Genomic DNA, 23,158 nt, shown 5'->3' on the forward strand with positions numbered 1-23,158 from the left:
GGTTTCCCGGGGTTTCGTCAGGAGAAGGCCAGCAGGCAGGCCGTGAACGCGTGGAGGTGGTTGACCCCGCCGACCGGACCGATCTCCCCCGCCGCGAAGAAACCCGCGACCGCTTCGGCGCCCAGCACCCGGCGCACCGCCAGCACGTCGTGGTCGGCGTGGGGGAACAGGGCCGCGCCCCGCCCGTTGCAGGAGAACAACAGCCCGCCCCCCACCGGATGCCGGTCCCCGAAGTCGGTGAGCCGCCGGTCCAGGTCCTCGTCGGCGGTGCCCGCGTCCCGGAGCTGGAAGCGGACCGTCTGACCGACCTCGATCGCGTCGTCGGCGCTGAGCGTGCCCGCCTCGGGATCGGCGGAGGTCAACGACCGGATGAGGAAGTCGCCCTGTTCGTGGTGTTCCACGTACTCGTTCATGGCGATGCCGATGTGCAGACCGTGTACCGCCAGTTCCCGGTCGTCGTCGGGAAGTTCCTCCAGCAGCTCTTCCAGGCGGGTGTAGGCGGGGACCCCGGCCAGTTCCTCCACCACGTTGTCCCGCGCCCCGGTGACGGTCATCGCCGGGCCGATCGGCCGGCACCCCTGGCTCACCAGGGTGCCCAGCACGCCCTCGCCGCCGATGAGCACGCCCACGGCGCCGTTCTCGGCCACCGAACCGTCACAGAACAACCGGACCGAACCCTCACCGAGCATCCCGTCGGCCATGCCGCCGACCAGGGGCAGCCCGCCGAACGCCCGGGTGGACTCCCGCACGAACTCGCGTGCGGGGAACTCGTAGGGATTGACCAGCAGGATCGCGGCACGGTCGCGCGGACCGGGTTCGCGCATCCCCACCACGGTGAGCCGCTCTCCCTCGACCACGGTGTCCAGCCGGAACGGGGTGATCTCCACCCCGGTCAGTCGAGCGCACCAGACGCTGACCGACCCCTGGCCCTCGACCGAACGGCCACCGCCGATGACCCCGTTGGCGCTGCACCCCAGGGTGGCCGCACCGCCCGCCAGCTCCATCACCCGGGCCCCGGCCAGGGAGACCTCCTCGGTGTCCGCGCCGCAGATGAAGAAGCACACCAGGTCGGCCGGGCCGTCGAGACGGGACAGAGCCGTGAGGGCGGCCCGCTCGGCCGCGTTCACCAGATCGGCACCGGTCGTCAGTGCATCGCCGAACCGCGCCACCGGCTGGACTCCTCCTCGTCACCGGACCCGCCGGACGCGGGTGCCACCCTCCGTCATTGTCCCACCCCACAGCGGCCGAGGAGCCCGTTCCCGACCGGCTTCGGCCACCATCGGCCCCTTGTCGGGGATAGGTTCTGGAGGGTGACACCACCGCCTCCCACCGCCCTGCCCCGGACCCTGGACGCCCTGCGCGGGTCCGGGCACGCGCACCGCCCCGTCGCGGTCGAGATCCGGGAGAACCTCCTGGCCCGCATGACGGCGGGTCTGCCCCGCTTCCCCGGGATGCACGGATTCGACGACACCGTGCTGCCCACGCTGGAACGGGCGCTGTTGGCCGGGCACGACGTCGTGCTGCTCGGCGAGCGCGGTCAGGGCAAGACCCGGCTGATCCGCGCCGTCGCCACCCTTTTGGACGAGTGGTCCCCGGCCGTCGCCGGATGTTCCGTGAACGATCACCCCTACGCGCCGGTGTGTCCGACCTGCCTGCGCCGGGCCGCCGAGGAGGGCGGGAGCCTGCCGGTGACGTGGCGTCACCGGGACGAACGCTACGGGGAGAAGCTCGCCACCCCCGATACCGGGACGGCCGAGCTCATCGGCGACATCGACCCGGCCCGTCTCGCCGAGGGGCGTTCCCTGGGCGACCCCGAGACCGTCCACTACGGGTTGGTGCCGCGTGCCAACCGGGGCGTGTTCTGCGTCAACGAGCTGCCCGACCTCCCGGCCCGCGCCCAGGTGGCGCTGTTCAACGTGCTGGAGGAGCGCGATCTCCAGATCCGCGGGTACGCGCTGCGGCTGCCGCTGGACCTGGTGCTGTTGGCCAGCGCCAACCCCGACGACTACACCGACCGGGGACGCATCGTGACCCCGCTCAAGGACCGCTTCGGCGCCCAGGTGCGCACCCACTACCCGCCGACGCTCGGCGACGAGCGGGACGTGCTGCGGCAGGAGGCGGCGATCCCGGAGGGGACCGTCGTCCCCGGCCACCTGTGGGAGACCGTCGCCCGTTTCGCCCGACTGGTCCGCGACTCGAAAAAGGTCGATGCCCGTTCGGGCGTGTCGGTGCGCTTCTCTGTGTCGGCGCTGGAGACGGTGGCCGCCTCCGCGCTGCGCCGAGCGGCGTTGACGGGCGAGGAGGCGCCGGTGGCGCGGGTGTGCGACCTGGACGCCGTCGTGGAACCGCTGCTGGGCAAGGTCGAGTTCGCGATGGGGCACGAGGACGACGGTGAGTCGACCCTGCGGGGACTGCTGCGCCGGGCCGTGGCGGAGACGTTCCGGGCCCGGCTGGGCGAGGCCGACCTGGCCCCGCTCGCCGACCGGTTCTCCGCGGGCGGGACCGTCGAGAGCGGCGACCTGGTGGGCGCCGCCGAACTGCTGAACCGGATCGGCGCGGTACCCGGGCTGGCGGCGATGATCGCGGCCGCCGCGCCCGAGGAGGAGGACGGACCGGTCTCCCCCGGGCTGGCCGCCGCCGTGGTGGAGTTCGCTTTGGAGGGCCTCTACCTGGAACGACGTCTGTCGAAGGACATCGTTGCCGACGGAGGGGTCTACCGGTTCTGAAAGCCGGGAACATAACGGTTCGTCGTGCTTCCTGGTGAGAGGTAGTCCCTGTGAGGTTCCGGTACCGGGCGTACATGGGCGGACCCGACCCCCTGGCCGAGCCCGATCCCCCACCGGAGGAGGCCGTGGCGATCGCCCGCGAACTCCTCGAACCGTTGGCCGAGGCCGAGGGTGCCGACGACGCGATCACCGCGGTGGAGAAGGCGGTGGCCCGGTACGCGGAGGGCGACCGGGCCGCGTTGGAGTCCGTGGACTCCGCGACCGGCGGCCTGCTCGGCCGCGCCCTGGGCGCCGGGGCCCGGGAACTGTGGGACCGGTTGGACCGCGCCGATCACGGGCTGAGCCCGCGCGAGCTGCGGCGCCTGGGCGAGGTGGCCCTGCGCGACGCCCGGGACGCGCCACGTCCGGGCCGGCGCCCCGGAGGTCGGGAGGGCGGCCCCGGCGGCGAACCGACCGGGCACGACGTCCCCTACCGGTCGGATCGACCGCTGGACGCCGTCGCCACGTTGCGCCGGGCCATGGTGCGCCGGGCGTCCGACCCGATCGACACGGCGTTGCGCGCCGACGATCTGCGGTCGGCGGAGACCGAGCCCACCGGCGGGCTGGCGGTGTCGTTGCTCGTGGACCTGTCCCACTCCATGACCACGCGGTCGCTGCACGAGGCCGCCACGCGCACCGCGCTGGCCTTGGACGCGCTGGTGCGGCGGCACCCCGAGGACCGGGTGCGGTGGGTGGGGTTCGGCGACGTCGCCCACGAGATCGATCCGGCGGCGCTGGTCGCCCACGACTGGGGCCGGGTACCCGGGACCAACCTGCACCACGCGCTCCGGCTGGCGCGCGGGCACCGGCGCAGGCACCCGGGCCTGGCACACCGGATCCTCGTCGTCACCGACGGGGAACCCACCGCCCATCTGGGGGAGGACGGCGACGCCCGGTTCTCGTGGCCGGCGAGTCCGCGCACGGTGGAGGTCACGGTGGCCGAGCTGGACGCGGCCCTGCGGGAGGGATCGCGCGTGTCGTTCTTCCTGCTGTCCGACGACCCGAGGCTGCGCGCCTTCCGCGACCTGGTGGTGCGGCGGCGTGGGGTGGAGGCGGTGACCGCCGACGCGGCGGCGCTGGCCCCGATGTTGCTGGAGACCTACCTGGGAGGCCGTTCGTGGCCGCGCGCATGAGCCGAACGCCCGTGCGCGCGCACGGGCGGGTTCAGCGTTCGAAGATGTTGACGTCGGAGGCCATCAACAGGAGTTCCTCGGGGGCGTCACCGCCGGAGTACAGGAGCTGGTGGCGGTTGGCGGGCATGATCGTCTCGGTGAAGCGCAAGGGTCGGTCGCCGTCGTAGACCACCCTTTCGTGGACGAGCAGGGGGATGCCCGGGCCCAGGTTGAAGGAGTCCGCCTCGTCCTGGGAGGGCATGCGGGCACCGACGATGTCCCAGTTCCACTCCTCCCGGTGGCCGAGCTCCTGGAGCACCGACGCGACGCCCTGTTCGATGTGCTGGGGGGACATGAGCAAGGTGTTGCTGGCGATCGTGAAGGGGAAATAGGTGACCTGGGACTGCCACAGGCCGCCCTCCACGAAACGGTCGCAGGAGCGGATGACGACCAGCCCTCCGTTGGGCCCCTGCTCCTCGCCGCCCCACCTCAGCCTTTTGGTCACCTTGGGCCGCATGGTGTCGAGGCTGACCTTGATCCGCTGCTCGACCTGGTCGTATCCGGCCTCGCGCAGGTGCGGCTGGTAGCCGTCCTCGAAGCGTTCGGAGTCGGTACCGCCCGACACCGGAGTGGCCAGGTGGATGATGGGCCGGTGGTCGGCGACGTAGGCGCCGCGCCCGGCCTGGATGGCGATGATCCCCTCGTCCTGGAGGATCCGCATACCGAGTCGGGCGGTGGCCCGGGACACGCCGAACTGCTCGGCGAGCTCTTCCTCCCCCGGTAGCCGCTCGCCCGGCCGGTACTCACCGCGCGACAGGGCCTCGCGCAGATGGTCGGCGACCACGGTCTTCTTCGACGTGCTCATGCGTGTACTCGGTCCCGTTCGTCCGGTCGTCGTTGGCCGTCGGGGCACGTGCGCCCGGTCCCGCGCTCCGCGCACGATCCCCGTTCCCTCGCACCCTCAACGGACGGTACCCGCCCGGGGTTCTCCGTTGCGGGGAGTACCGCCCACCGGAGGGACGCCCGCCCCTCGGGGACGCACGGGCCGGAGCGCCGCTCGAAGGCCGCCCGTCGAGGGCGGTGATGGCCGAGGGGCGAGCACCGCTCGTAGGCCGTCCGCACGGGCGAAGGGCCACCCCCGGAGAACGGCCGGGCGAGGGGAGAGTCAGTCGCGGTGGTAGGCACTGATGTCACCGTGCTCGTACTGGTAGCGGATGCTGTGCCCGGCGTACACCGTCTCCACCACGCGGATCGGGCGTTCCTCGGACAGGTCGGTGCGGTGCATCCACAGGATCGGGACCCCCGGGGGCAGCTCCAGCTGGGAGGCCTCGGTGGGGTTGGGCATGCGGGTCTCCAGCTCGTCGACGAACCCGACCTGGCGGTGCCCGTGCTCGGCCAGGACCGACAGGGCGCTCTCCACGTCCTCGGGCAGCATGAGCGGGGTGCCCTGGACGAGGTCCATGGGGTAGTAGGCGGAGCTGATGGAACCGGAGATCTCGCCGGAGAAGCGGTACATCCTCCGGACCACCGTCATCTCCCCTTCGGGGACCCGCAACCGGCTGGCGAGGTCGGCGTTGGCGCTGAGGAGTTGGAGCTCTTCGAGGGTCTGTCCGGCCATGTTGGACTCGTTGAACCGGTCGGCGCCCTTGGGCCGGTTGGCGTGGAAGGTCTCGGGGACGACGTCCTGGACGAAGTGCCCGCGACCGGGACGACTGACGATCAGGCCCTGGTTGCGGAGCATGCCGAGGGCCAGTCTGACGGTGTTGCGAGAAGCGTCGAAGCGCTCCTCCAGCTGCTTCTCCGAGGGCAGCTGCCCACCGAGGGGCAGACTCCCCTCCTGGATCTCCCGCCGCAACGCCCGGGCGATCTGTCGATATCTGCTTTCTGCCCGCATGAATCAGCCCTCAAGGGGGTAGCACTAGACCAACAACCTAACTTGTACCAACAAGGTGATCGGTACACCAGCTAAACAGGTTCGTCCAGTTCGAATGAACCCATCTTATGTGAAGGCCACCCTCAGTACACGGCGGCGATCCCAGATGGCCACGGAGAAAGGGGACGACCTCAGAACCGGAACCGATCACCCCTCGCACGCAGACGGATCCGCACTCGCGGTACCGGGCCCCACCGACCGGTGGCGGCACCCCGAATGGACAAGGAACCCGCGCTCCGGAGAGACCAGGTCATGATCCCCATCCTCATCGCCCTCGTCGGCGTCGTCCTGCTGGCCGTGGCGGCCGGCTTCCTCCTCGCCATCTCGATCGGCATCCGCCGTCAGGACAACCGGGGGAGCTACCGCTCCCTCCGAGAGGAGGACGACAACAGCGCCCTGTCCCGCACCGGCAGCCTCGTGGTCGGCCTGCGCTTCGCCAACACCGCTCCCCGCCGACGCGTCACCGCTCCCCCGCCCGCCACCGGACGAGACCGTACGCCCACCACGGTCTGACCGGAGGCCGCTCCAGGAGCGTCGCCCCCGCGGCACGACGAGGTGTCGCCCCTCAGCAGAGCAGGAGCGCCGCGTCGGGCCCGGCAACGTCGCCGCAGAGCCCGCGCGGCATGACCGCGGCGCGGTCCCCCCTGGATCGACACGCGGGCCCCCAGGACAGGACCCGCGGGACCACGGTCCTCAGTCCTCCAGCGCCTGCGACAGATCGGCCACCAGGTCGTCGGCCGACTCGATGCCCACGGAGATCCGGACCAGGTCCGCCGGAACTTCGAGCGGGGAACCGGCGGTGGACGCGTGCGTCATCCGCCCCGGGTGCTCGATCAGGGATTCCACCCCGCCCAGGGACTCGCCCAGGGTGAAGACCCGCGTCCGTTCGCACACCTTCAGAGCGGCCTTCTCCCCGTCGCGCAGAGCGAAGGAGACCATCCCACCGAAGGACCGCATCTGCCGTTCGGCGATCTTGTGTCCCGGATGGGCGTCCAGCCCCGGGTAGTAGACCCGCCGCACCGCCGGGTGGCCCTCCAACGCGGCCACGACCCGCTCGGCGTTGGCACTGTGCCGGTCCATCCGCACGCCCAGGGTCTTCACCCCGCGCAGGGTCAACCAGGAGTCGAAGGGTCCCGGAATGGCCCCCATGGTGTTCTGGTGGAAGGCCAGCCGCTCGCCCAGCTCGGCGTCGGACACCACGAGCGCGCCGCCGACGACGTCGGAGTGCCCACCCAGGTACTTGGTGGTGGAGTGGACGACCACGTCCGCGCCCAGGGTCAGCGGCCGCTGTAGGTAGGGCGAGGCGAACGTGTTGTCCACGACATGGATCGCGCCCGCGTCGTGCGCGATCCGCGCGACCGTCTCGATGTCGGTGATGTTGAGCAGCGGATTGGTCGGCGTCTCGGTCCAGATCACCTTGGTCTGCGGCCGGACCGCCGCCCGCACCGCCTCGATGTCGCTCTGGTCGACCGCGTCCCAGGTGACGCCCCAGCGCTCCACCACCTTGGAGACCAGGCGGAAGGTGCCCCCGTAGGCGTCGCCGGGGATGACGATGTGGTCGCCCGGGGACAGCACCGTGCGCAGCAGGGTGTCCTCGGCGGCCATGCCGGAGGCGAACGCCAGGCCGCGCGCGCCGTCCTCCAGCGCGGCCAGGCACTCCTCCAGCGCGGTTCGCGTGGGGTTGCCGGTGCGCGAGTACTCGTAGCCCTCGCGCAGCCCGCCCACACCGTCCTGGGCGTAGGTGCTGGTCTGGTAGATCGGCACCACCACGGCCCCGGTACCGGCGTCCGGTTCCTGGCCCGCGTGGATGGCCAGCGTCTCGAATCCATCGAACTTCATGGGATCACGATAGTGCCCACGGGCGTCTTCCGACCCGTTTTCCACAAGGGCCTCCTCCTGCGTCGACGCGCCGATCCGGCCCCCCGGGCCCGGGGTCCGCCGGCTTCCCGTCAGGGCGTCCACCGGGTCGCGGAGTCCGGCGTGGAAAAGGCCTCGGGGCGCGGCCGTGGGCGAGCGGCGGGGCCGACGCGGAGCGGAGGTTCGAAGCGGAGCGGATCAGGCGGGCGGGAACCGGGTCGGCGAACCGGGCCGCGGGGGATCGGCCGGGGCGCTCGGGAGCGGCCCGGCGGCGGGGGTGGGCACCCGGGTGGGCGTGCCCATGTCGCGCAGCGGCGGCTGCCAGCCGAGTTCGGGGTCGTGGGTGCGCACGACCTTGCCCGGGATGCCCGCGAGGACGGCGTGGTCGGGGTAGGTGCCCGGACGGACCACGGTGCCGGCCGCCACGACGGAGTTGCGGCCCAGGTGGACGCCGGGCAGGATCACCGCGTTCGCGCCGATCCAGGTGCCGGCGCCGATGCTGACGGGATCGTCGACGGGCCACTGGAGGCCGACCGGGATCTCCGTGCTGGCGTAGGAGTGGTTCTGGTCGGTGATGTACACGTAGGGGCCGGTGTACACGTGGTCACCGATGTCGATGGACTTGTGGGCGACGATGTGGGAGCCGCGCCCGATGGCGCATCCCGAGCCGATCCGCACGACCGTGCCGGGGCCCAGGTCGTAGTCGGGGCCCATGCCGGCGGCGAGGGTCATGTCCCCGCCCAGGACGGTGAAGGCCCCGATCTCGATCCAGGGCTCGCCGTAGAGGGTGGCCGTGGGGAAGGCGATGGCCGAGCCGTCACCGAACCCCGCGAACCTGCGGGCGGCCCTGGAGCCGGAACGGATCTCCGCGTGACCGCGCGCGTACGACCAGAGGGAACGGATGATCCAGGACAACAGCCGCGACACGCGAGCCCCCATGTATTACCTACCAGTAGCTTCGCCGCGAACATTAACAGTGTTCGAGTATGCGCATCCATGCCCGATACGTTCGCACCGGGGCCCGAACAACGCTCGGTTCCGAGCGCCGTCCGGGCCCCGCGCGGCGATGCCGTGTCAGTTCGACAGGTGGGCCAGCAGGTCCTGACGTGTGAGGATGCCCACGGGCTTGCCGTCGCGCAGCACGACCAGCGCACCCGAGTCGCGCAGCAGGCGCACGCAGTCGCCCACCGGAGTACCGGTGCCGACCGTGGCCAGCGGGCGGCCCATGTGGTCCTCCACCTGGTCGGCCAGCTGGGCCCGGCCGTCGAACAGGGCGTCCAGGAGGTCGCGCTCGGCGATCGAACCGACCACCTCGGCCGCCATCACGGGCGGCTCCTCCTTCATGACCGGGAGCTGGGAGACGCCGTACTCGCGCATGATCGCCACGGCCGTGCCCACGGTCTCGTCCGGGTGGGCGTGCACGAAGTCCGGCAGCTCCCCGCCCTTGGCGGCGAGCACCTCGCCCGCGGTGGCCTCCTCGGTCTCCGCGGACAGGAAGCCGTAGTCGGCCATCCACTCGTCGTTGAAGATCTTGCCCAGGTAACCGCGTCCGCCGTCGGGCAGCAGCACCACGATCACGTCGTCGGGGCCGGCGTTCCGCGCCGCCCGCAGCGCGGCCTGCACGGCCAACCCGCACGAGCCGCCCACCAGCAGGGCCTCCTCACGGGCCAGGCGGCGGGTCATCAGGAACGAGTCCTTGTCGCTGACCGCGATGATCTCGTCGCAGATCCCCGTGTCGTAGGTGCCCGGCCAGATGTCCTCGCCGACGCCCTCCACCAGGTAGGGACGGCCGGAGCCGCCCGAGTAGACCGAACCCTCGGGGTCGGCGCCCACGATCTTCACCGCGCCGCCGGAGATCTCCTTGAGGTAGCGACCGGTGCCGCTGATGGTGCCGCCGGTGCCGATGCCCGCCACGAAGTGGGTGATGCGGCCCTCGGTCTGCTCCCAGATCTCCGGACCCGTGGAGTGGTAGTGCGACTCGGGGTTGTTGGTGTTCTCGTACTGGTTCGGCTTCCAGGCTCCGGGGATCTCCCCGGCCAACCGGTCCGAGACCGAGTAGTAGGACTCGGGGTGCTCGGGGGCGACCGTGGTGGGGCACACCACGACCTCCGCCCCGTAGGCGCGCAGCACGGAGAGCTTGTCCGGGCCGACCTTGTCCGGGCAGACGAAGACGCAGCGGTAGCCCTTCTCCTGGGCGACGATGGCCAGGCCGATGCCGGTGTTGCCGGAGGTCGGCTCGACGATGGTGCCGCCCGGTTTGAGCTCACCGCTCTTCTCCGCGGCCTCGACCATGCGCAGCGCGATGCGGTCCTTCACCGAACCGCCGGGGTTGAAGTACTCGACCTTGGCCAGCACCGTGGGCGCGTTCGGCCCCAGGCCCTCGGTCACCTTCCTCAACCGGACGAGCGGGGTGTTCCCCACCAGATCGATCAGTGAGTCGTATACCCGCACTTCATGCTCCCTTGCATCGTGGCGACCGGGTCGTCGGCCCGCCGTTCTCCTCAACGCCCCGGAAGGCGTGGCCCCGGGGCCGTGGGGCCGGTCCGGCCCGTCTCAACCCGACTCTAACGTCCCCGATCAGCGGGTTCGCCGACCACGGGAGGAGGTGGTCCGGTGGAGTGGAAGGAGGTGTCCCCGAGGTGAGGGCGGGCCTCCCCCGGAGTTCGAACCCCGTTCCGCCGTGGTACGTGACCGCGCCGTTCACCGCCGGTAACCTCAGGGGTCCGACCGGCTCGCCGCACAGGGTCGCGGGGCGGGGGTCAGAGGCCGTGGAGGTCGTCCCATGCTGCGTGCCGCACGCGCACGGCGGATAGCCGCGGCCACCGCGTTCGGCGGTGGCGGACTCACACTGGTGGGCGGTGGCACGCTCGCCCTGCTCTACCTCCAGGCCCGGCTGGCCCGCCGGGCGGTGGGTGTCACCGAGTGGGCGCGGCCCCCCGTCGACGGGATCCACGGCCATGGCTCCGGGCCACCGATCCGCATGCTCATGATGGGCGACTCCACGGCCGCGGGCTTCGCGGTGGAGACCGCCGCCCGAACGCCCGGCGTCATGCTGGCGACGGGGCTGGCCAACGCGGCCGACCGGCCGGTGCGGCTGCGCTGCACGGCGTTCCCCGGGGCGACCTCGGCCACTCTGGCCGGGCAGATCGAACGGTCCGGCGCCCTGGCGGAGGCCACCCGCTACGACGTGGCCGTGATCTTCATCGGCGCCAACGACGTCATCCGCCGGGTGCGGCCCAGCGACGCCGTGTCCCATCTGCGCGAGGCCTGCCGGTCGTTGGTGGACCACGGCACGGCCGTGGTGGTGGCGACCTGCCCCGACCTGGGCACGGTGCGCCCCATCGGGTGGCCGCTGCGCTCGGTGGCACGCCGCGCCTCGCGCCAACTGGCCGCCGCGCAGACGATCGCGGTCACCGAGGTGGGCGGTCGCACGGTGTCCCTGAGCGACCTGCTCGTCGACGTCTTCCGAGACGACCCCTCCCTCATGTTCGGCCCCGACCGGTTCCACCCGTCGGCGCACGGATACGCCCAGGCGGCCTCCGCCCTGCTGCCGTCGGTGTGCGCGGCGCTGGGCCTGCTCCCCGAGTTCGATACGCTCCCGGCCGGCGGCATCCTGCCGGTGGACCGGGCCGCCGTGGTCGCCGCGGAGAACCCGGGCACGGAGGTGTCACGTGCCGGCGACCCGACGCGGGGCCGTCGCGGCCGGTGGGCCGCGCTGGTCCGCCGACCGCTGTGGCCCCCGCGGGAGCCGTCCGGCGACCGGCAGGAGCCGGTGTCGGCGGACACGGGCGGCTCCGACGAGGGGGCGTCCACCGAATTCCGGGATCGGTGAGATCACGGACAACCCCGACCCCGGGTGGCGCGGGAGGGCGACCTCCGGGTTTACTGACTGGTAACAAGACATGCCGTGACCGGCATCACCGCCCGCCCGGGCACCGAGCGGTCACGCCCGTAGCACCACTCCGATAGGGACGCAGCCATGCCCGAAGCCGTCATCGTCGCCACCGCCCGGTCCCCGATCGGGCGCGCCTTCAAGGGTTCGCTCAAGGACATCCGCCCCGACGACCTCGCCGCGCAGGTCATCGGCGCGGCCCTGGCCAAGGTCCCCCAGCTGGACCCGACCACCATCGACGACATCATGCTCGGCTGCGGCCTGCCCGGCGGTGAGCAGGGCTTCAACATGGCCCGCGTGGTCGCCGTGCAGCTCGGTCTGGACACCGTGCCGGGCACCACCATCACCCGTTACTGCTCCTCCTCCCTCCAGACGACCCGGATGGCCCTGCACGCCATCAAGGCGGGCGAGGGTGACGTGTTCGTCTCCGCCGGGGTGGAGACCGTGAGCCGCTTCGCCCACGGCAACAGCGACGACCCGCAGAACGAGAACCCGCTCTTCGCCGACGCCAAGGCGCGCACCGCCAAGCGCGCGGAGGCCGGCGCCCCGGCCTGGACCGACCCGCGCGAGGACGGCGCCCTGCCCGACGCCTACATCTCGATGGGCCAGACCGCCGAGAACGTCGCCCAGATCACCGGCGTCTCCCGCGAGCGCCAGGACGAGTTCGCCGTCCGGTCCCAGAACCTCGCCGAGAAGTCCCTGGACAACGGCTTCTGGGAGCGCGAGATCACCCCGATCACCCTGCCGGACGGCACCGTGGTCACCACCGACGACGGCATCCGCCGCGGCACCACCTACGAGAAGGTCTCCCAGCTCCAGCCGGTCTTCCGTCCCGACGGCACCGTCACCGCCGGCAACGCCTGCCCGCTCAACGACGGCGCCTCCGCGGTGGTCATCATGAGCGACACCAAGGCCGCGCAGCTGGGTCTGACCCCGCTGGCCCGGATCGTGTCCACCGGTGTGACCGGCCTGAACCCGGAGATCATGGGGCTGGGTCCGGTCGAGGCCTCCAAGCAGGCCCTGGCCCGCGCGAACATGGCCATCGGCGACATCGACCTGGTCGAGATCAACGAGGCGTTCGCCGCGCAGGTCCTGCCCTCCGCGGACCGACTGGGCGTGGACATCGACTCCCGGCTCAACGTCAACGGCGGCGCCATCGCGATCGGCCACCCGTTCGGCAGCACCGGTGCGCGCATCACCGGCACCCTGATCAACGGTCTCCGGTTCCACGACAAGACCTTCGGTCTGGAGACCATGTGCGTCGGCGGCGGCCAGGGCATGGCGGCCGTCTTCGAGCGCCTGAGCTGACCGTTCCCCTCACACGGGCCCGGGGCGTACGCCCCGGGCCCTTTTCTCCTTTTCGGACACCATCGCGGTTTCGAGGTGTTCGCCCCTTCCGCTTCGAGGACTCCGGAACACGTGCGCGCGCCCGACAGTCCCACCGGGATCGGTCGCTTAGTGCATCTCGGCAAACGTTCCCGCACACACAAGGTAAAAGCCGGCGTCCAGCACTTGTCCATATCGTGATCCTGATGCAGTGTCGCTGGTAAGCGTCCTACTCCACACGCACTGCCGGAGGTGCCCATGCCGGTGACCCACTCGCCGGAGATCCACGCCAAGCTCATCGAACGCATCCCGGCCGTCACCGGCCGCGAGATCCACGAGTGGTTCGACGCCCTCGACCAGGGTCCGGGTCTGCTCCGCTGCTCCGACCGGGCCAACTGGCTCGCCGACGAGTACGAGCTGCCCCCGTGGTACGCCCAGGCCCTCGTCACCGAATACGACCGCCGTCGCCGGAACCGCTCCATCCCCGCGCCGCGCCGCGAACGCGAGTCGAGCCCGCGAACGGCCTGACCGGAGCGACCGTCACCCCCGTTCGGGGGGCACCGGGGAACGACGAAGGGGCCGTCCCGGCATCGCCGGGACGGCCCCTCGTGGATCGACTCCGGGGAGTGCTACTCGCCGAACATCGTCTTGAGCATCCAGAGCAGGCGCAGGATCTCGATGTAGAGCCAGACCAGCGAGGCGGTCAGGCCGAAGGCGAACAGCCAGGCGGTCTTGTCGGGGACACCGGCGTTGATGCCCTCCTCGATGCCCCGGAAGTCCAGGGCCAGGGTGCAGGCCGCGATGACGATGAACACCAGGCTGACGATCAGACCCAGCGGGCTGGGCTCACGGATGCCGATGCCACCGGAGATGAAGAAGCTCGCGACGAAGTTGACCAGGATCAGGGCGAGGGCGCCCATGGAGGCGTAGGCGACGACCTTGACGAAACCGTCGGTCACCTTGATGATGCGGAACTTGTACAGCGCCAGCATGACGCCGAACACCAGGAAGGTGCCGAGCACGGCCTGGGTGACGAGCACACCGCCCGAGCCGGCGCCCTGCGTGGCGTCGAGGGTGCCGGCCAGGATGGCGGTGAGGCCACCGACGAGCAGGCCTTCGAGGGCCGCGTAGACCAGGGTGGCGACGGGGTTGGCGATGCCCTTGAAGCCGACGACCAGGCCCAGGACCAGTCCGCCGAGGCCGCCCACGATCGCGAGGAGCATGGCCAGGCCCGGAGAGGACTGGAAGAGGAAGTAGTTGATGACGGCCGTGACGACGACGAGACCGAGCGACATCCCGGTGCGCACGACGACGTCATCGATGGTCATCCGTGATTCGCCGAAGCCCTGGGCGGGACCGCCCGGGTACGACTGCTGCGGGTGACCCTGCTGGGGATAGGGCTGGCCGTAGCCCTGCTGGGGGTAACCCTGCTGCGGGTAGCCCTGCTGCGGGTACGGCTGTCCGTAACCCTGCTGACCGTAGCCCTGCTGGCCGTACCCTGCCGGGCCGGCCTGCTGGAGCGCCCGCTTGAGAACGGGGTTGGAGCTGCGCATCCGCATGTCCAGTCAAGACCTTTCGAAATACCGTGGATTACTGCCCACAAGGTAACGTACGGGCTTTCGCCGACGTTCCACGGCTCTGGTCACCGTTGGGAAACGGAGTTCCCCGGACGGAGAGGAAGGGCCGAGGTGGGAACCCCGGCCCGTGCCCCCGTCGACCACGCGGTGCCGTGGTCTAGTCGCGCGTGATGAGCGAGCGCGCCAGGAACAGCACGTTCGCGGGACGCTCCGCCAAACGGCGCATGTAGTAGCCGTACCACTCGGTGCCGTAGGGAACGTAGACGCGCATGCGCTTCCCCTCGGCGGCCAGGCGCTTCTGCTCCTCGTCCCGGATGCCGTAGAGCATCTGGTACTCGTAGTCGTCCGCGGTACGGCCGTTGGCCGCGGCCAGCCCACCGGCGATGGCGATCATCCGCGGGTCGTGCGAGGCCACCATCGGGTAGCCGTCGCCCTCCATGAGGACGCGCAGGGCGCGCACGTACGCCTTGTCGACCTCGTGCTTGTCGCGGAAGGCCACGGACTCGGGCTCGTCGTAGGCGCCCTTGCACAGGCGCACGCGGGAACCGGCGCCGCTCAGGTCGCGGCAGTCCGCCTCGGTGCGGCGCAGGTAGGCCTGGAGCACCGCGCCCACGAACGGGAAGTCCTCGCGCAGCTCGCGCAGGATGCCCAGGGTGGAGTCGGTGGTGGTGTGGTCCTCCATGTCGAGGGTGACCGTGGTGCCGATGGCCTCGGCTGCCTCGGCGATGCGACGCGCGTTCTCCAGCGCGATCTTCTCGCCGTCGCGGTCCAGGAACTGACCGACCGCGGAGAGCTTGACCGAGACCTCGGCGCGGTCGCCCAGTCCCGCCTCGCCCAGCGCGGCCAGCAGGTCCTCGTAGGCCAGGACGGTGGCCTCGGCCTGGGTCCGGTCCTCGGTGTCCTCACCGAGGAAGTCCAGCGTGACCAGGCGGTCGAGGCCGAGGGCCTCGACGACGGGCAGGGCGGTGACCTGGTCCTCACCGGCGACGAACCGGTGGACCATGGCACGGGTGACGGGAGTGCGCTCGACGATCCGGCGGCAGGTGGTGGACCTGGCGGCGAGAAGCAGAGGCTTGCGGAGCATGGTGACCTCGAAGAAGACAAGCGCGGACGGACGCGCCGCGACGGGTGGGGCGCGGCCGGGGATCGGCCCGGCCGCGCCAGTGGTTCCTCGGGGGGCGGGAGGTCCGCACCCCTCAGGACGGGAGGGGTGCGGAACCGGTGATCACCCCTGTAGGGGTGGGCGGATCACCCCTGGTGGGGGTAGGAGGAGGTCGTCGGGGCGACGAACGTCTCCTTGATGGAACGCGGGCTGGACCAGCGCGACAGGTTCTGCGCGGATCCGGCCTTGTCGTTGGTGCCCGAGGCGCGACCGCCGCCGAAGGGCTGCTGGCCCACGACGGAGCCGGTCGGCCGGTCGTTGATGTAGAAGTTGCCGGCGGTGAAGCGCAGCGCCGCCTCGGCCTCGGCGACGGCGGTGCGGTCGTTGGCGAGGACCGCGCCGGTCAGGGCGTAGGCCGAGCCCTCGTCGACGACCTTGAGGATCTCGCTGTAGCGGTCGTCCTCGTAGACGTGGACGGCCACGACCGGACCGAAGTACTCGGTGCGGAACACGTCGTTGGACGGGTCGGTGCCGACGATGATGGTCGGTCGCACGAAGTAGCCCACCGAGTCGTCGGCGGTGCCGCCGGCGACGATCTCCAGGGTCGGGTCGGACTTGGCGTCCTCCAGCACCCCGGCCAGCTTGTCGAAGGAGCGGCGGTCGATGACGGCCCCCATGAAGTTCGACAGGTCGGTGACGTCGCCCATGGTCAGGGCCTCGGTCTCGGCGATGAGGGCGTCGCCCATCTTCTCCCAGACCGAACGGGCCACGAACACGCGCGAGGCCGCGGAGCACTTCTGGCCCTGGTACTCGAAGGCGCCGCGCACGATGGCGGTGCGCAGGATCTCCGGGTCGGCGGTGTGATGGGCGACGATGAAGTCCTTGCCGCCGGTCTCGCCGACGATCCGCGGGTAGCTCCGGTAGGCGGAGATGTTCTCGCCGACCGTCTTCCAGAGGTGCTGGAAGGTGCGGGTGGAACCGGTGAAGTGCACACCGGCCAGGTCCGGGTCGTTGAGGGCGACGTCGGAGACGGCCAGACCGTCACCGGTGACCATGTTGATGACGCCCGGGGGCATCCCGGCCTCCTCCAGGAGGCGCATGGTCAGCTCGGCGGAGAACTGCTGCGTCGGGGACGGCTTCCACACGACCACGTTGCCCATGAGGGCCGGGGCGGTGGGCAGGTTGCCCGCGATGGCGGTGAAGTTGAAGGGGGTGATCGCGTAGACGAACCCCTCCAGCGGACGCTGCTCCATGCGGTTCCACACGCCCTTGACGCTCAGCGGCTGCTGGGCGATCAGGTCACGGGCGTAGGCGACGTTGAAGCGCCAGAAGTCGATCAGCTCGCAGGCCGCGTCGATCTCCGCCTGCTGCACCGTCTTGGACTGGCCGAGCATGGTGGCGGCGTTGATGGTGGCGCGCCAGGGACCGGAGAGCAGTTCGGCGGCGCGCAGCAGGATGGCGGCGCGGTCGTCGAAGGACATCGCGCGCCACGCGGGGGCGGCGGCCTTGGCGGCGGCGATGGCGTCGCGGGCGTCCTGGTGGGTGGCGTTGCGCATGGTGCCCAGCACGGCCGCGTGGTCGTGCGGCTGCACCGTGTCGATGGGCTCGCCACCGCCCATGCGGCTCTCGCCGCCGATGCGCATCGGCAGGTCGATGCGCTCCTTGCCGAGTTCCTCCAGCGTGGCGACGAGCTCCGCGCGCTCGGCACTGCCGGGCGCGTAGGACAGAACGGGCTCGTTCTGCGGCATCGGGACGTTGGTCACGGCGTCCATGGGCACCTCCCTGAAAGTCGTATCCCTGAATCACGCAGGGGCTGTCTCATCCAACGTTCGCAGAGCGAGCCCGTGCGAACCTTGTGGGACGGGCCACTCTTTGCCCGAGCTGTTTGTCCCTTGGGACAAAATGAAACCCGAAGGTCCAGCGACGTCCCAACGACACCGCACGCGCACCAACGTTCGACGACCGCCAACGGAGCCCTCTGTGACATCCTCCATCACCGCTGGTCAAGACAGAGATTCGGACGCCCCGCGCCCGGGGGTGCCCCTGCGCGGTCTCCTGTTGGCCCTGGGCGACCCGATCGTGGACGTGGCCGCCGCCCCGGCAGGCCTGGATGTCCAGGTGGACAACGTCCTCATCATGGACCCCGAGGACCGGACCGAGGTGCGCGCCGGAGACCTGGTGCTGCTCATCGGAGCCCGGGGCGGCTCGGCCCGCCGACTGGTGCGGTCGATCGCCGAGCGGGGCGCCACCGCCGTCGCCGTCAAGGGCGGGCTCCCTCACGATCGGGAGGAGGCGCCCGCCCGGGGACGTCCTCGGATCGGCGGGGACGATCTGGCGCCACTGCGGGCCGAGGCCCAGGAGGCGGGCATCACGTTGCTGGTGGTGCGCCCGGAGGTGCGCTGGGACCGGTTCCAGGCGGTGTGCCAGGGCATCGTGGACGACGCCCGGCTGCTCGACGGCGGTGACGTGGGCGAGGCCGACGGCGACCTGTTCTCGATGGCGCAGACGATCGCACAGCTCACCGGCGGGCTGGTGAGCATCGAGGACTCCGCGAGCCGGGTGCTGGCCTACTCCAGTGGCGCGGAGGTGGACGAGCTGCGACGGCTGTCGGTACTGGGCCGTCGGGGGCCGGAGTCGTACCTGGCGTTGCTGCGCGAGTGGGGGGTGTTCGCCACCCTGCGCGCGGGCGAGGAGGTGGTGCGCATCGACGAACACCCCGACCTCGGCATCCGGCGGCGCCTGGCCGTGGGCATCCACGCCGGTGACCGGCCGCTCGGCGCGATCTGGGTGCAGGAGGGGTCCCGGCCCCTGGCCGAGCACGCCGAGGAGGCCCTGTTGGGCGCGGCGCGCACCACGGCCCTCCAGATGATCCGCCAGCGTACGCGGGCCAGCGCCGGGCTGCGGTTGCGCGAGGACCTGCTCTCCAGCCTGTTGGAGGGGCGGATCGACGCCGCCGCGCTGGCCGACACCGTGGAGGTGCGCAGTGATCGGGCCGCGCTGGTGGTGGCGTTCGCCCTCGACGGGGAGGAGGGGGGCGAGCGGGCCGATCGTCCGGAACGGGAGTTGCGCCGTCGCCGGTTCATCGACCTGGTGTCGGTGCACACGGCCGCCTACCGGCGCAGTTCGCTGGTGACGGAGTTGAACGGGCGGGTGTACGTCCTGCTGCCCGACCTGGTCCACGACCAGGGGGGTCCGGAGCGGTCGGTGGTGACGTTGAGCGGCAAGATCGTGGAGGCGGCCCGGGGTGCGTTGGGGTCGCGGGTACGGGCCGCGATCGGATCACCGGTGGGCCGGTTGGCGGACGTGCCGGAGTCACGGCAGGAGGCCGACCGGGTGTTGGAGGCGATGCGGGGGGACGCCGACCGGGAGGTCGCGACCATCGACGACGTGCGTTCGCGGGTGCTCATCCGGGAGACGCTGGCGCGCCTGCGCGAGGACCCGTCGCTGCGCGATCCCCGGGTCGACCGGCTGGTGGAGTACGACCGGGGAGGCGGGTCGGAGCTGGTGCGGTCGCTGTCGGCGTACCTGGAGGAGTTCGGGGACGCCAGGGCGGCGGCGGATCGGCTGCACATCCATCCGAACACCCTGCGCTACCGGGTGCGGCGCGCCGCGGAGATCAGCGGTATCGACCTGTCCGCCCCGGGGGAACGGCTGTTCACCCAGCTCCAGCTGATGATGGAACGGGATCGTCCCGCGAAGTGAGCGCGGGCACCCGGAAGGGCGTACGAGTACCCCCGGTCGGACTCGAACCGACACTTGTGACCCTTTTAGGGGGCCTGCCTCTACCATTGGGCTACGAGGGCGAGCCCATCATACCGGCCGGACCGGCCGCGCATTCGGCTCTCGTTGGCCGGAACGGGACACGCGAAGCGGCCGTTCCCCCGCGGGGGAACGGCCGCTCTCGTCGTTCGCCGGTCAGCTCACGCGACGCAGGTTGCCGCCTTCGACGGCCTGCGGGTTGCTGGCCTCGGCGAAGGCCTGGCGGGGCTCGACCATCTCCGGCAGCGCGGCGAAGTCGCGGCGCAGGAAGAACCCGAGCGTCCAGTCCGACAGCACCCGCAGCTTGCGGTTGAAGGTCGGGACCGCGAGCAGGTGGTAGGAGCGGTGCGCGTACCAGGCGAGCCGGCCGTTGAGCTTGATCTTGCCGAACAGCTGGGCGGCGCCCTTGTGCATGCCCAGACCGGCGACCGCGCCGAGGTTCTTGTGGCGGTAGGCGGTGAGCTTCGTGCCGCGCAGGGTGGCGATCACGTTGTCGGCCAGCACCGGGGCCTGGCGGACCGCGTTCTGGGCGTTGGGCGGGTAGTAGCCGCCGTTGCCGTCGGGCACCTGGGCGTTGTCGCCACCGGCGAAGGCGTTCTCCACACCGTTGACGGTGAGGTTCTCACCGGTGTCGATGTGGCCCTTGGGGCCGAGCGGCAGGTCGCTGGCGGCGACGACCGGGCTGGGCTTGACGCCGGCGGTCCACACCAGGGTGCCCGCGTCGAACTCGGTGCCGTCGCTGAGCTTGATGCGCTGGTCGGCGGCCGACTCCAGGAACGTCTTGAGGCGGACGTCGATGCCGCGGCGACGGAGCTGGTTGAGGGCCTTGGTGCCGACCTCGGGGCCGACCTCGGGCAGGATCTTGTCGGCGGCCTCGATGAGGAAGAAGCGCACGTCCGACTGGTCGATCGAGGGGTGGATGCGGACCGCGTCGCGGACCATGTCCTCCAGCTCGGCGATGGCCTCGGCACCGGCGAAGCCGCCGCCGACGAACACGAAGGTCAGCGCCTTGCGGCGGACGTCCTCGTCGTCGGTGGAGTCGGCGATCGTCAGCTGGTCGAGGACGTGGTTGCGCAGGTAGGCGGCCTCTTCGACCGTCTTGATGCCGATGCCCCACTCGGCCAGGCCGGGGATGGGCAGGGTGCGCGAGACGGCGCCGGCCGCCATGACCAGGTGGTCGTAGGCGATGGTCTCGGGCTCGCCCACGTTGGGCTCGAAGCGGACCGTGCGGTCGGCGTGGTCGATGCGCACGACGCGGCCGCCGAGGACGCGCGTCCGCTTGAAGACCTTGCGCAGCGGAACGACGACGTGGCGGGGGGAGATGCTCCCGGCCGCCGCCTCGGGCAGGAACGGCTGGTAGGTCATGTAGGAGTTGGGGTCGATGACGGTGATCCGCGCCTCGCCGGCCCCGAGCTTCTTCTCCAGCCGCTTCGCGGTGTACATCCCGAGGTAACCGCCACCGACGATGAGGATGTGCGGGATCTCCGCCTCGTCCCCTCCGCCGTGCACCAGCCGGTAGTTCCTGCTCTCGGTCATCGCATATCCGCCCTAACGGTTTCTTTCTCGCCCCCTGCTCGTGCGGGGGGTGGGGGTCGCCACTCGGTGTTGCGCGTCGTGGCTGTTACGGGACCCCGACCTTTTTGTCGCTGCTTGTGCATTCTTTCACAAGCATCTACCCACAGAGAAGGTTCACACAAGCCCACCTTCCCACCACTTTCCGACCTGACGGAAATGTGTCTTCCCAGGTCAGAGCGGTTGTGAAAGCATTCACAAGGGTCTGTGGGGGTGACACGTCTCACCCGAAGGGCCCTTGTCCGGACCCTGAAAGACCCTGGTGAAAGCCGTACCTAGACCACCAGGCTCCAGGCCACGCCGTCCAGGATGTCGTGCTCACTCGTCGTGAACGCGTCGGCACCCGTCCGGGCGAGCACGCGGGACAGCACCAGCGCGCCGGCCCCGATCACGTCGACCCGACCCGGGTGCATGACGCCGATCTCCGAACGCTCCATGGCCGTGGACCCGAGCAGCCGTTCGGTGATCCGGTCCAGTTCGGCCACGGGCACACGCGAGTGGTGGATCCGCTCCGAGTCGTACTCCGGCAGGTCCAGGAAGATCCCCGCGACCGTGGTCGCGGTCCCCGCGACGCACACCACCGACCCGGCCTCACGCAACGGCACGACCCGCTCGACCTCGTCCAACGCCGCGTCGATGTCGGCGGTCGCCGCCGCGATCTCCTCGGCCGTGGGCGGGTCGCCGCGCAGGTGTCGCTCGGTCATCCGGACACAGCCGATGTTGACCGACAACGCCGCCCGCACCAGCTCCTCGTCCGATCCGGGCTCGGCGCCCAGGACGAACTCGGTGGACCCGCCGCCGATGTCCACCACCAGGAACGGAGGCGCGAAGTCGGTGGGGCCGCCCTCGGCCGCCTCGGCCGCGAACTCCGCGGTGGCGCCCACGAAGGACAGCTCGGCCTCGTCGAGGCCGGTGACCACCTCCGGCTCCACCTTGAGGATCTCGCGCACGCCGTCGATGAACACCTGACGGTTGCTCGCGTCCCGGGTGGCGCTGGTGGCGACCATCCGCACCGCGTCCGGCCCCAGTTCGATACCGTGCGCCTCGATGGCCTCGGCGTAGGTGCGCAGCGCGTCGAAGGTGCGCTCCAGGGCCTGGGGGGCGAACGCCCCGGTCTCGTCGACGCCCTCGCCCAGACGCACGATCTCCATGCGCCGGTCGACATCGACGACCTGGACCTCATCGCCGTCGATGTGCACGACGTCGGCGATCAGCAACCTGATCGAGTTGGTCCCACAGTCGATCGCCGCGACACCGCTCATGAACCGTTCCCTTCAGAGCCCTCACGGGCGTTCTCGTCGACGCACGCACACGGTCCCTTGTCCCACCAGTGCGGCAGTTCCTCCAGCGCCTCGGCGCCGAAGGGGTTGACGCCCGGTTCGGCCAACTCGTGGGCGACCAGCGCGTGCAGGCACTTCACCCGGGCGGGCATGCCCCCGGTGCTCTGCATCCCCTCCGGCAACGGCTCGACGCCGTCGCGGCGCGCCTGCTCGGCCCGCTCGGCGACGTAGGACTCGTGCGCCTTGGTGTAGGAGGCCCGCAGGTCCGGGTCCTCGGCCAGGCGGTCCTGCATCTCGCGCATGCGGCCGGAGTTCTCCATCCGGCCGATGGCGGAGGCGGCGCGCGGGCACGTCAGGTAGTACAACGTCGGGAAGGGCGTGCCGTCTTCCAGCCGCGGAGCCGTGCGGACCACGTCCGGCAGGCCGCAGGGGCAGCGGTGGGCGACACCGCGCACGCCGCGCGGGACACGGCCCAGTTGGAGTTCGATGGCGGCGAGGTCGCGCTCGGCGACGGCGTCCCCGGTACGCCCGGGTGCGGGCTGATCTGCGGAAGTCATGACCGATCCAGGATAGGGCCACCGGCGCGCCGGCGTTCCCGCCCGGGGCCGGGTCAGGGCGCGGCGCCGGCGGAGGGGTCGTCGGCCGCCCGCACCGAACGCCACAGCGCGGTGAACCAGGGCTCGCCCGGGCCGGCCTCGACGCCGTCGTCGGCCTCGTCCTCGGGTCGGATGACGATGTAGGCGATCTCGCCCGGGTACTGGTAGTGCAGGCGCAGCCGGGCCTCGCGTTCGACGTACTCGTCGGAGCCCAGGGCCTCCTCGCGCTCGCGCAGGTCGCGCACGCTCTCCTCCATGCGCGACCGCTCCTCCTGGAGCTGGGCGATCTGGGCGCGCTGGGCCACGTACTCGCGCAGCGGGTAGGCCAGGCTGAGCGCGATCACGCACACGACCAGGGCCAGGATCGCCGCCCGGCTGGTGAGCATG

General features: G+C 71.2%; 20 protein-coding genes and 1 tRNA gene. 7 read left to right on the forward strand and 14 right to left on the reverse strand.

All coding sequences use genetic code 11. The features are described 5' to 3' along the window. Positions 1-17: 17 nt before the first annotated feature. On the reverse strand, positions 18-1,169 hold the full coding sequence (locus tag PWG71_RS10145; RefSeq protein ID WP_274809337.1) for an FIST signal transduction protein: 1,152 nt from the start codon (positions 1,167-1,169) through the stop codon (positions 18-20). Between the two features lie 141 nt (positions 1,170-1,310). On the opposite strand from PWG71_RS10145, the gene PWG71_RS10150 reads away from it, so the two are divergent. Together PWG71_RS10150 and PWG71_RS10155 are read left to right on the forward strand one after the other, a co-directional pair. Next, the gene (locus tag PWG71_RS10150; RefSeq protein ID WP_274809338.1) at positions 1,311-2,726 is read left to right on the forward strand and encodes a sigma 54-interacting transcriptional regulator; all 1,416 of its coding nucleotides are present in this window, start codon (positions 1,311-1,313) and stop codon (positions 2,724-2,726) included. A gap of 50 nt (positions 2,727-2,776) precedes the next feature. After that, positions 2,777-3,898, forward strand: a complete 1,122-nt coding sequence (locus PWG71_RS10155) for a hypothetical protein (RefSeq protein ID WP_274809339.1) — start codon at positions 2,777-2,779, stop codon at positions 3,896-3,898. Positions 3,899-3,929: 31 nt separating this feature from the next. On the opposite strand, the gene PWG71_RS10160 is transcribed toward PWG71_RS10155, so the two are convergent. Together PWG71_RS10160 and PWG71_RS10165 are read right to left on the reverse strand one after the other, a co-directional pair. After that, on the reverse strand, positions 3,930-4,742 hold the full coding sequence (locus PWG71_RS10160; RefSeq protein ID WP_274809340.1) for a GntR family transcriptional regulator: 813 nt from the start codon (positions 4,740-4,742) through the stop codon (positions 3,930-3,932). Positions 4,743-5,042: 300 nt separating this feature from the next. Continuing rightward, positions 5,043-5,771 carry a GntR family transcriptional regulator gene (locus tag PWG71_RS10165; RefSeq protein WP_274809341.1) on the reverse strand — a complete coding sequence of 243 codons (729 nt, stop codon included), beginning with the start codon at positions 5,769-5,771 and terminating at the stop codon, positions 5,043-5,045. 291 nt (positions 5,772-6,062) lie between these two features. On the opposite strand from PWG71_RS10165, the gene PWG71_RS10170 reads away from it, so the two are divergent. After that, on the forward strand, positions 6,063-6,323 hold the full coding sequence (locus tag PWG71_RS10170) for a hypothetical protein (protein WP_274809342.1): 261 nt from the start codon (positions 6,063-6,065) through the stop codon (positions 6,321-6,323). 180 nt (positions 6,324-6,503) lie between these two features. Here PWG71_RS10170 and PWG71_RS10175 read toward each other — a convergent pair whose 3' ends face one another. From PWG71_RS10175 to PWG71_RS10185, 3 genes are all read right to left on the reverse strand, one after another. Then, positions 6,504-7,649: a cystathionine gamma-synthase gene (locus PWG71_RS10175; protein ID WP_274809343.1), complete on the reverse strand. Its 1,146-nt coding sequence runs from the start codon at positions 7,647-7,649 to the stop codon at positions 6,504-6,506. Between the two features lie 216 nt (positions 7,650-7,865). Then, entirely contained in the window at positions 7,866-8,606 is a 741-nt protein-coding gene (locus PWG71_RS10180; protein WP_274809344.1) for an acyltransferase, read from the reverse strand. 135 nt (positions 8,607-8,741) lie between these two features. After that, positions 8,742-10,118: a cystathionine beta-synthase gene (locus PWG71_RS10185; RefSeq protein WP_274809345.1), complete on the reverse strand. Its 1,377-nt coding sequence runs from the start codon at positions 10,116-10,118 to the stop codon at positions 8,742-8,744. 331 nt (positions 10,119-10,449) lie between these two features. Here PWG71_RS10185 and PWG71_RS10190 point away from each other — a divergent pair, with 331 nt between their 5' ends. The 3 genes from PWG71_RS10190 (at position 10,450) to PWG71_RS10200 (ending at position 13,413) form a co-directional block, all read left to right on the forward strand. Then, positions 10,450-11,499 (forward strand): SGNH/GDSL hydrolase family protein, encoded by a 1,050-nt coding sequence (locus tag PWG71_RS10190; protein WP_274809346.1) that lies wholly within the window; start codon positions 10,450-10,452, stop codon positions 11,497-11,499. A 147-nt stretch (positions 11,500-11,646) separates the two neighbouring features. Continuing rightward, entirely contained in the window at positions 11,647-12,867 is a 1,221-nt protein-coding gene (locus tag PWG71_RS10195; RefSeq protein WP_274809347.1) for an acetyl-CoA C-acetyltransferase, read from the forward strand. A 276-nt stretch (positions 12,868-13,143) separates the two neighbouring features. Continuing rightward, a complete protein-coding gene (locus PWG71_RS10200) occupies positions 13,144-13,413 on the forward strand; it encodes a DUF4287 domain-containing protein (protein ID WP_274809348.1) in 270 nt (89 codons plus the stop codon). A gap of 101 nt (positions 13,414-13,514) precedes the next feature. On the opposite strand, the gene PWG71_RS10205 is transcribed toward PWG71_RS10200, so the two are convergent. The 3 genes from PWG71_RS10205 to pruA form a co-directional block, all read right to left on the reverse strand. Next, positions 13,515-14,444: a Bax inhibitor-1/YccA family protein gene (locus PWG71_RS10205; RefSeq protein WP_274809349.1), complete on the reverse strand. Its 930-nt coding sequence runs from the start codon at positions 14,442-14,444 to the stop codon at positions 13,515-13,517. Positions 14,445-14,619: 175 nt separating this feature from the next. Then, on the reverse strand, positions 14,620-15,546 hold the full coding sequence (locus PWG71_RS10210; protein WP_274809350.1) for a proline dehydrogenase family protein: 927 nt from the start codon (positions 15,544-15,546) through the stop codon (positions 14,620-14,622). 164 nt (positions 15,547-15,710) lie between these two features. Then, on the reverse strand, positions 15,711-17,336 hold the full coding sequence (gene pruA / locus PWG71_RS10215; RefSeq protein WP_274809351.1) for an L-glutamate gamma-semialdehyde dehydrogenase: 1,626 nt from the start codon (positions 17,334-17,336) through the stop codon (positions 15,711-15,713). A gap of 130 nt (positions 17,337-17,466) precedes the next feature. Here pruA and PWG71_RS10220 point away from each other — a divergent pair, with 130 nt between their 5' ends. Beyond that, a complete protein-coding gene (locus tag PWG71_RS10220) occupies positions 17,467-19,266 on the forward strand; it encodes a helix-turn-helix domain-containing protein (protein WP_446724996.1) in 1,800 nt (599 codons plus the stop codon). A gap of 27 nt (positions 19,267-19,293) precedes the next feature. On the opposite strand, the gene PWG71_RS10225 is transcribed toward PWG71_RS10220, so the two are convergent. From PWG71_RS10225 to PWG71_RS10245, 5 genes are all read right to left on the reverse strand, one after another. After that, a tRNA-Leu gene (locus tag PWG71_RS10225) sits at positions 19,294-19,367 on the reverse strand. 112 nt (positions 19,368-19,479) lie between these two features. Next, positions 19,480-20,859, reverse strand: a complete 1,380-nt coding sequence (locus tag PWG71_RS10230) for an NAD(P)/FAD-dependent oxidoreductase (protein ID WP_274809353.1) — start codon at positions 20,857-20,859, stop codon at positions 19,480-19,482. A gap of 311 nt (positions 20,860-21,170) precedes the next feature. Continuing rightward, complete coding sequence (locus PWG71_RS10235) at positions 21,171-22,157, reverse strand: Ppx/GppA phosphatase family protein (protein ID WP_274809354.1); 987 nt, start codon at positions 22,155-22,157, stop codon at positions 21,171-21,173. Next, on the reverse strand, positions 22,154-22,732 hold the full coding sequence (locus tag PWG71_RS10240; RefSeq protein ID WP_274809355.1) for a DUF501 domain-containing protein: 579 nt from the start codon (positions 22,730-22,732) through the stop codon (positions 22,154-22,156). The genes PWG71_RS10235 and PWG71_RS10240 overlap by 4 nt, the downstream gene beginning before the upstream one ends. A gap of 53 nt (positions 22,733-22,785) precedes the next feature. Continuing rightward, the gene (locus PWG71_RS10245) at positions 22,786-23,157 is read right to left on the reverse strand and encodes an FtsB family cell division protein (RefSeq protein ID WP_274809356.1); all 372 of its coding nucleotides are present in this window, start codon (positions 23,155-23,157) and stop codon (positions 22,786-22,788) included. Position 23,158: the final 1 nt, after the last annotated feature.

This window comes from Nocardiopsis sp. N85 (assembly GCF_028882275.1).
GTDB classification, from domain to species: Bacteria; Actinomycetota; Actinomycetes; order Streptosporangiales; family Streptosporangiaceae; genus Nocardiopsis; species Nocardiopsis lambiniae.

Excerpts from the sequence above, each read along its gene's own strand:
- PWG71_RS10160 (WP_274809340.1), bottom strand. The coding sequence starts at position 4,742 with ATGAGCACGTCGAAGAAGACCGTGGTCGCCGACCATCTGCGCGAGGCC.
- PWG71_RS10165 (WP_274809341.1), bottom strand. The coding sequence starts at position 5,771 with ATGCGGGCAGAAAGCAGATATCGACAGATCGCCCGGGCGTTGCGGCGG.
- PWG71_RS10170 (WP_274809342.1), top strand. The coding sequence starts at position 6,063 with ATGATCCCCATCCTCATCGCCCTCGTCGGCGTCGTCCTGCTGGCCGTG.
- PWG71_RS10175 (WP_274809343.1), bottom strand. The coding sequence starts at position 7,649 with ATGAAGTTCGATGGATTCGAGACGCTGGCCATCCACGCGGGCCAGGAA.
- PWG71_RS10180 (WP_274809344.1), bottom strand. The coding sequence starts at position 8,606 with ATGGGGGCTCGCGTGTCGCGGCTGTTGTCCTGGATCATCCGTTCCCTC.
- PWG71_RS10190 (WP_274809346.1), top strand. The coding sequence starts at position 10,450 with ATGCTGCGTGCCGCACGCGCACGGCGGATAGCCGCGGCCACCGCGTTC.
- PWG71_RS10195 (WP_274809347.1), top strand. The coding sequence starts at position 11,647 with ATGCCCGAAGCCGTCATCGTCGCCACCGCCCGGTCCCCGATCGGGCGC.
- PWG71_RS10200 (WP_274809348.1), top strand. The coding sequence starts at position 13,144 with ATGCCGGTGACCCACTCGCCGGAGATCCACGCCAAGCTCATCGAACGC.
- PWG71_RS10205 (WP_274809349.1), bottom strand. The coding sequence starts at position 14,444 with ATGCGGATGCGCAGCTCCAACCCCGTTCTCAAGCGGGCGCTCCAGCAG.
- PWG71_RS10210 (WP_274809350.1), bottom strand. The coding sequence starts at position 15,546 with ATGCTCCGCAAGCCTCTGCTTCTCGCCGCCAGGTCCACCACCTGCCGC.
- pruA (WP_274809351.1), bottom strand. The coding sequence starts at position 17,336 with ATGGACGCCGTGACCAACGTCCCGATGCCGCAGAACGAGCCCGTTCTG.
- PWG71_RS10220 (WP_446724996.1), top strand. The coding sequence starts at position 17,467 with ATGAAACCCGAAGGTCCAGCGACGTCCCAACGACACCGCACGCGCACC.
- PWG71_RS10230 (WP_274809353.1), bottom strand. The coding sequence starts at position 20,859 with ATGACCGAGAGCAGGAACTACCGGCTGGTGCACGGCGGAGGGGACGAG.
- PWG71_RS10235 (WP_274809354.1), bottom strand. The coding sequence starts at position 22,157 with ATGAGCGGTGTCGCGGCGATCGACTGTGGGACCAACTCGATCAGGTTG.
- PWG71_RS10240 (WP_274809355.1), bottom strand. The coding sequence starts at position 22,732 with ATGACTTCCGCAGATCAGCCCGCACCCGGGCGTACCGGGGACGCCGTC.
- PWG71_RS10245 (WP_274809356.1), bottom strand. The coding sequence starts at position 23,157 with ATGCTCACCAGCCGGGCGGCGATCCTGGCCCTGGTCGTGTGCGTGATC.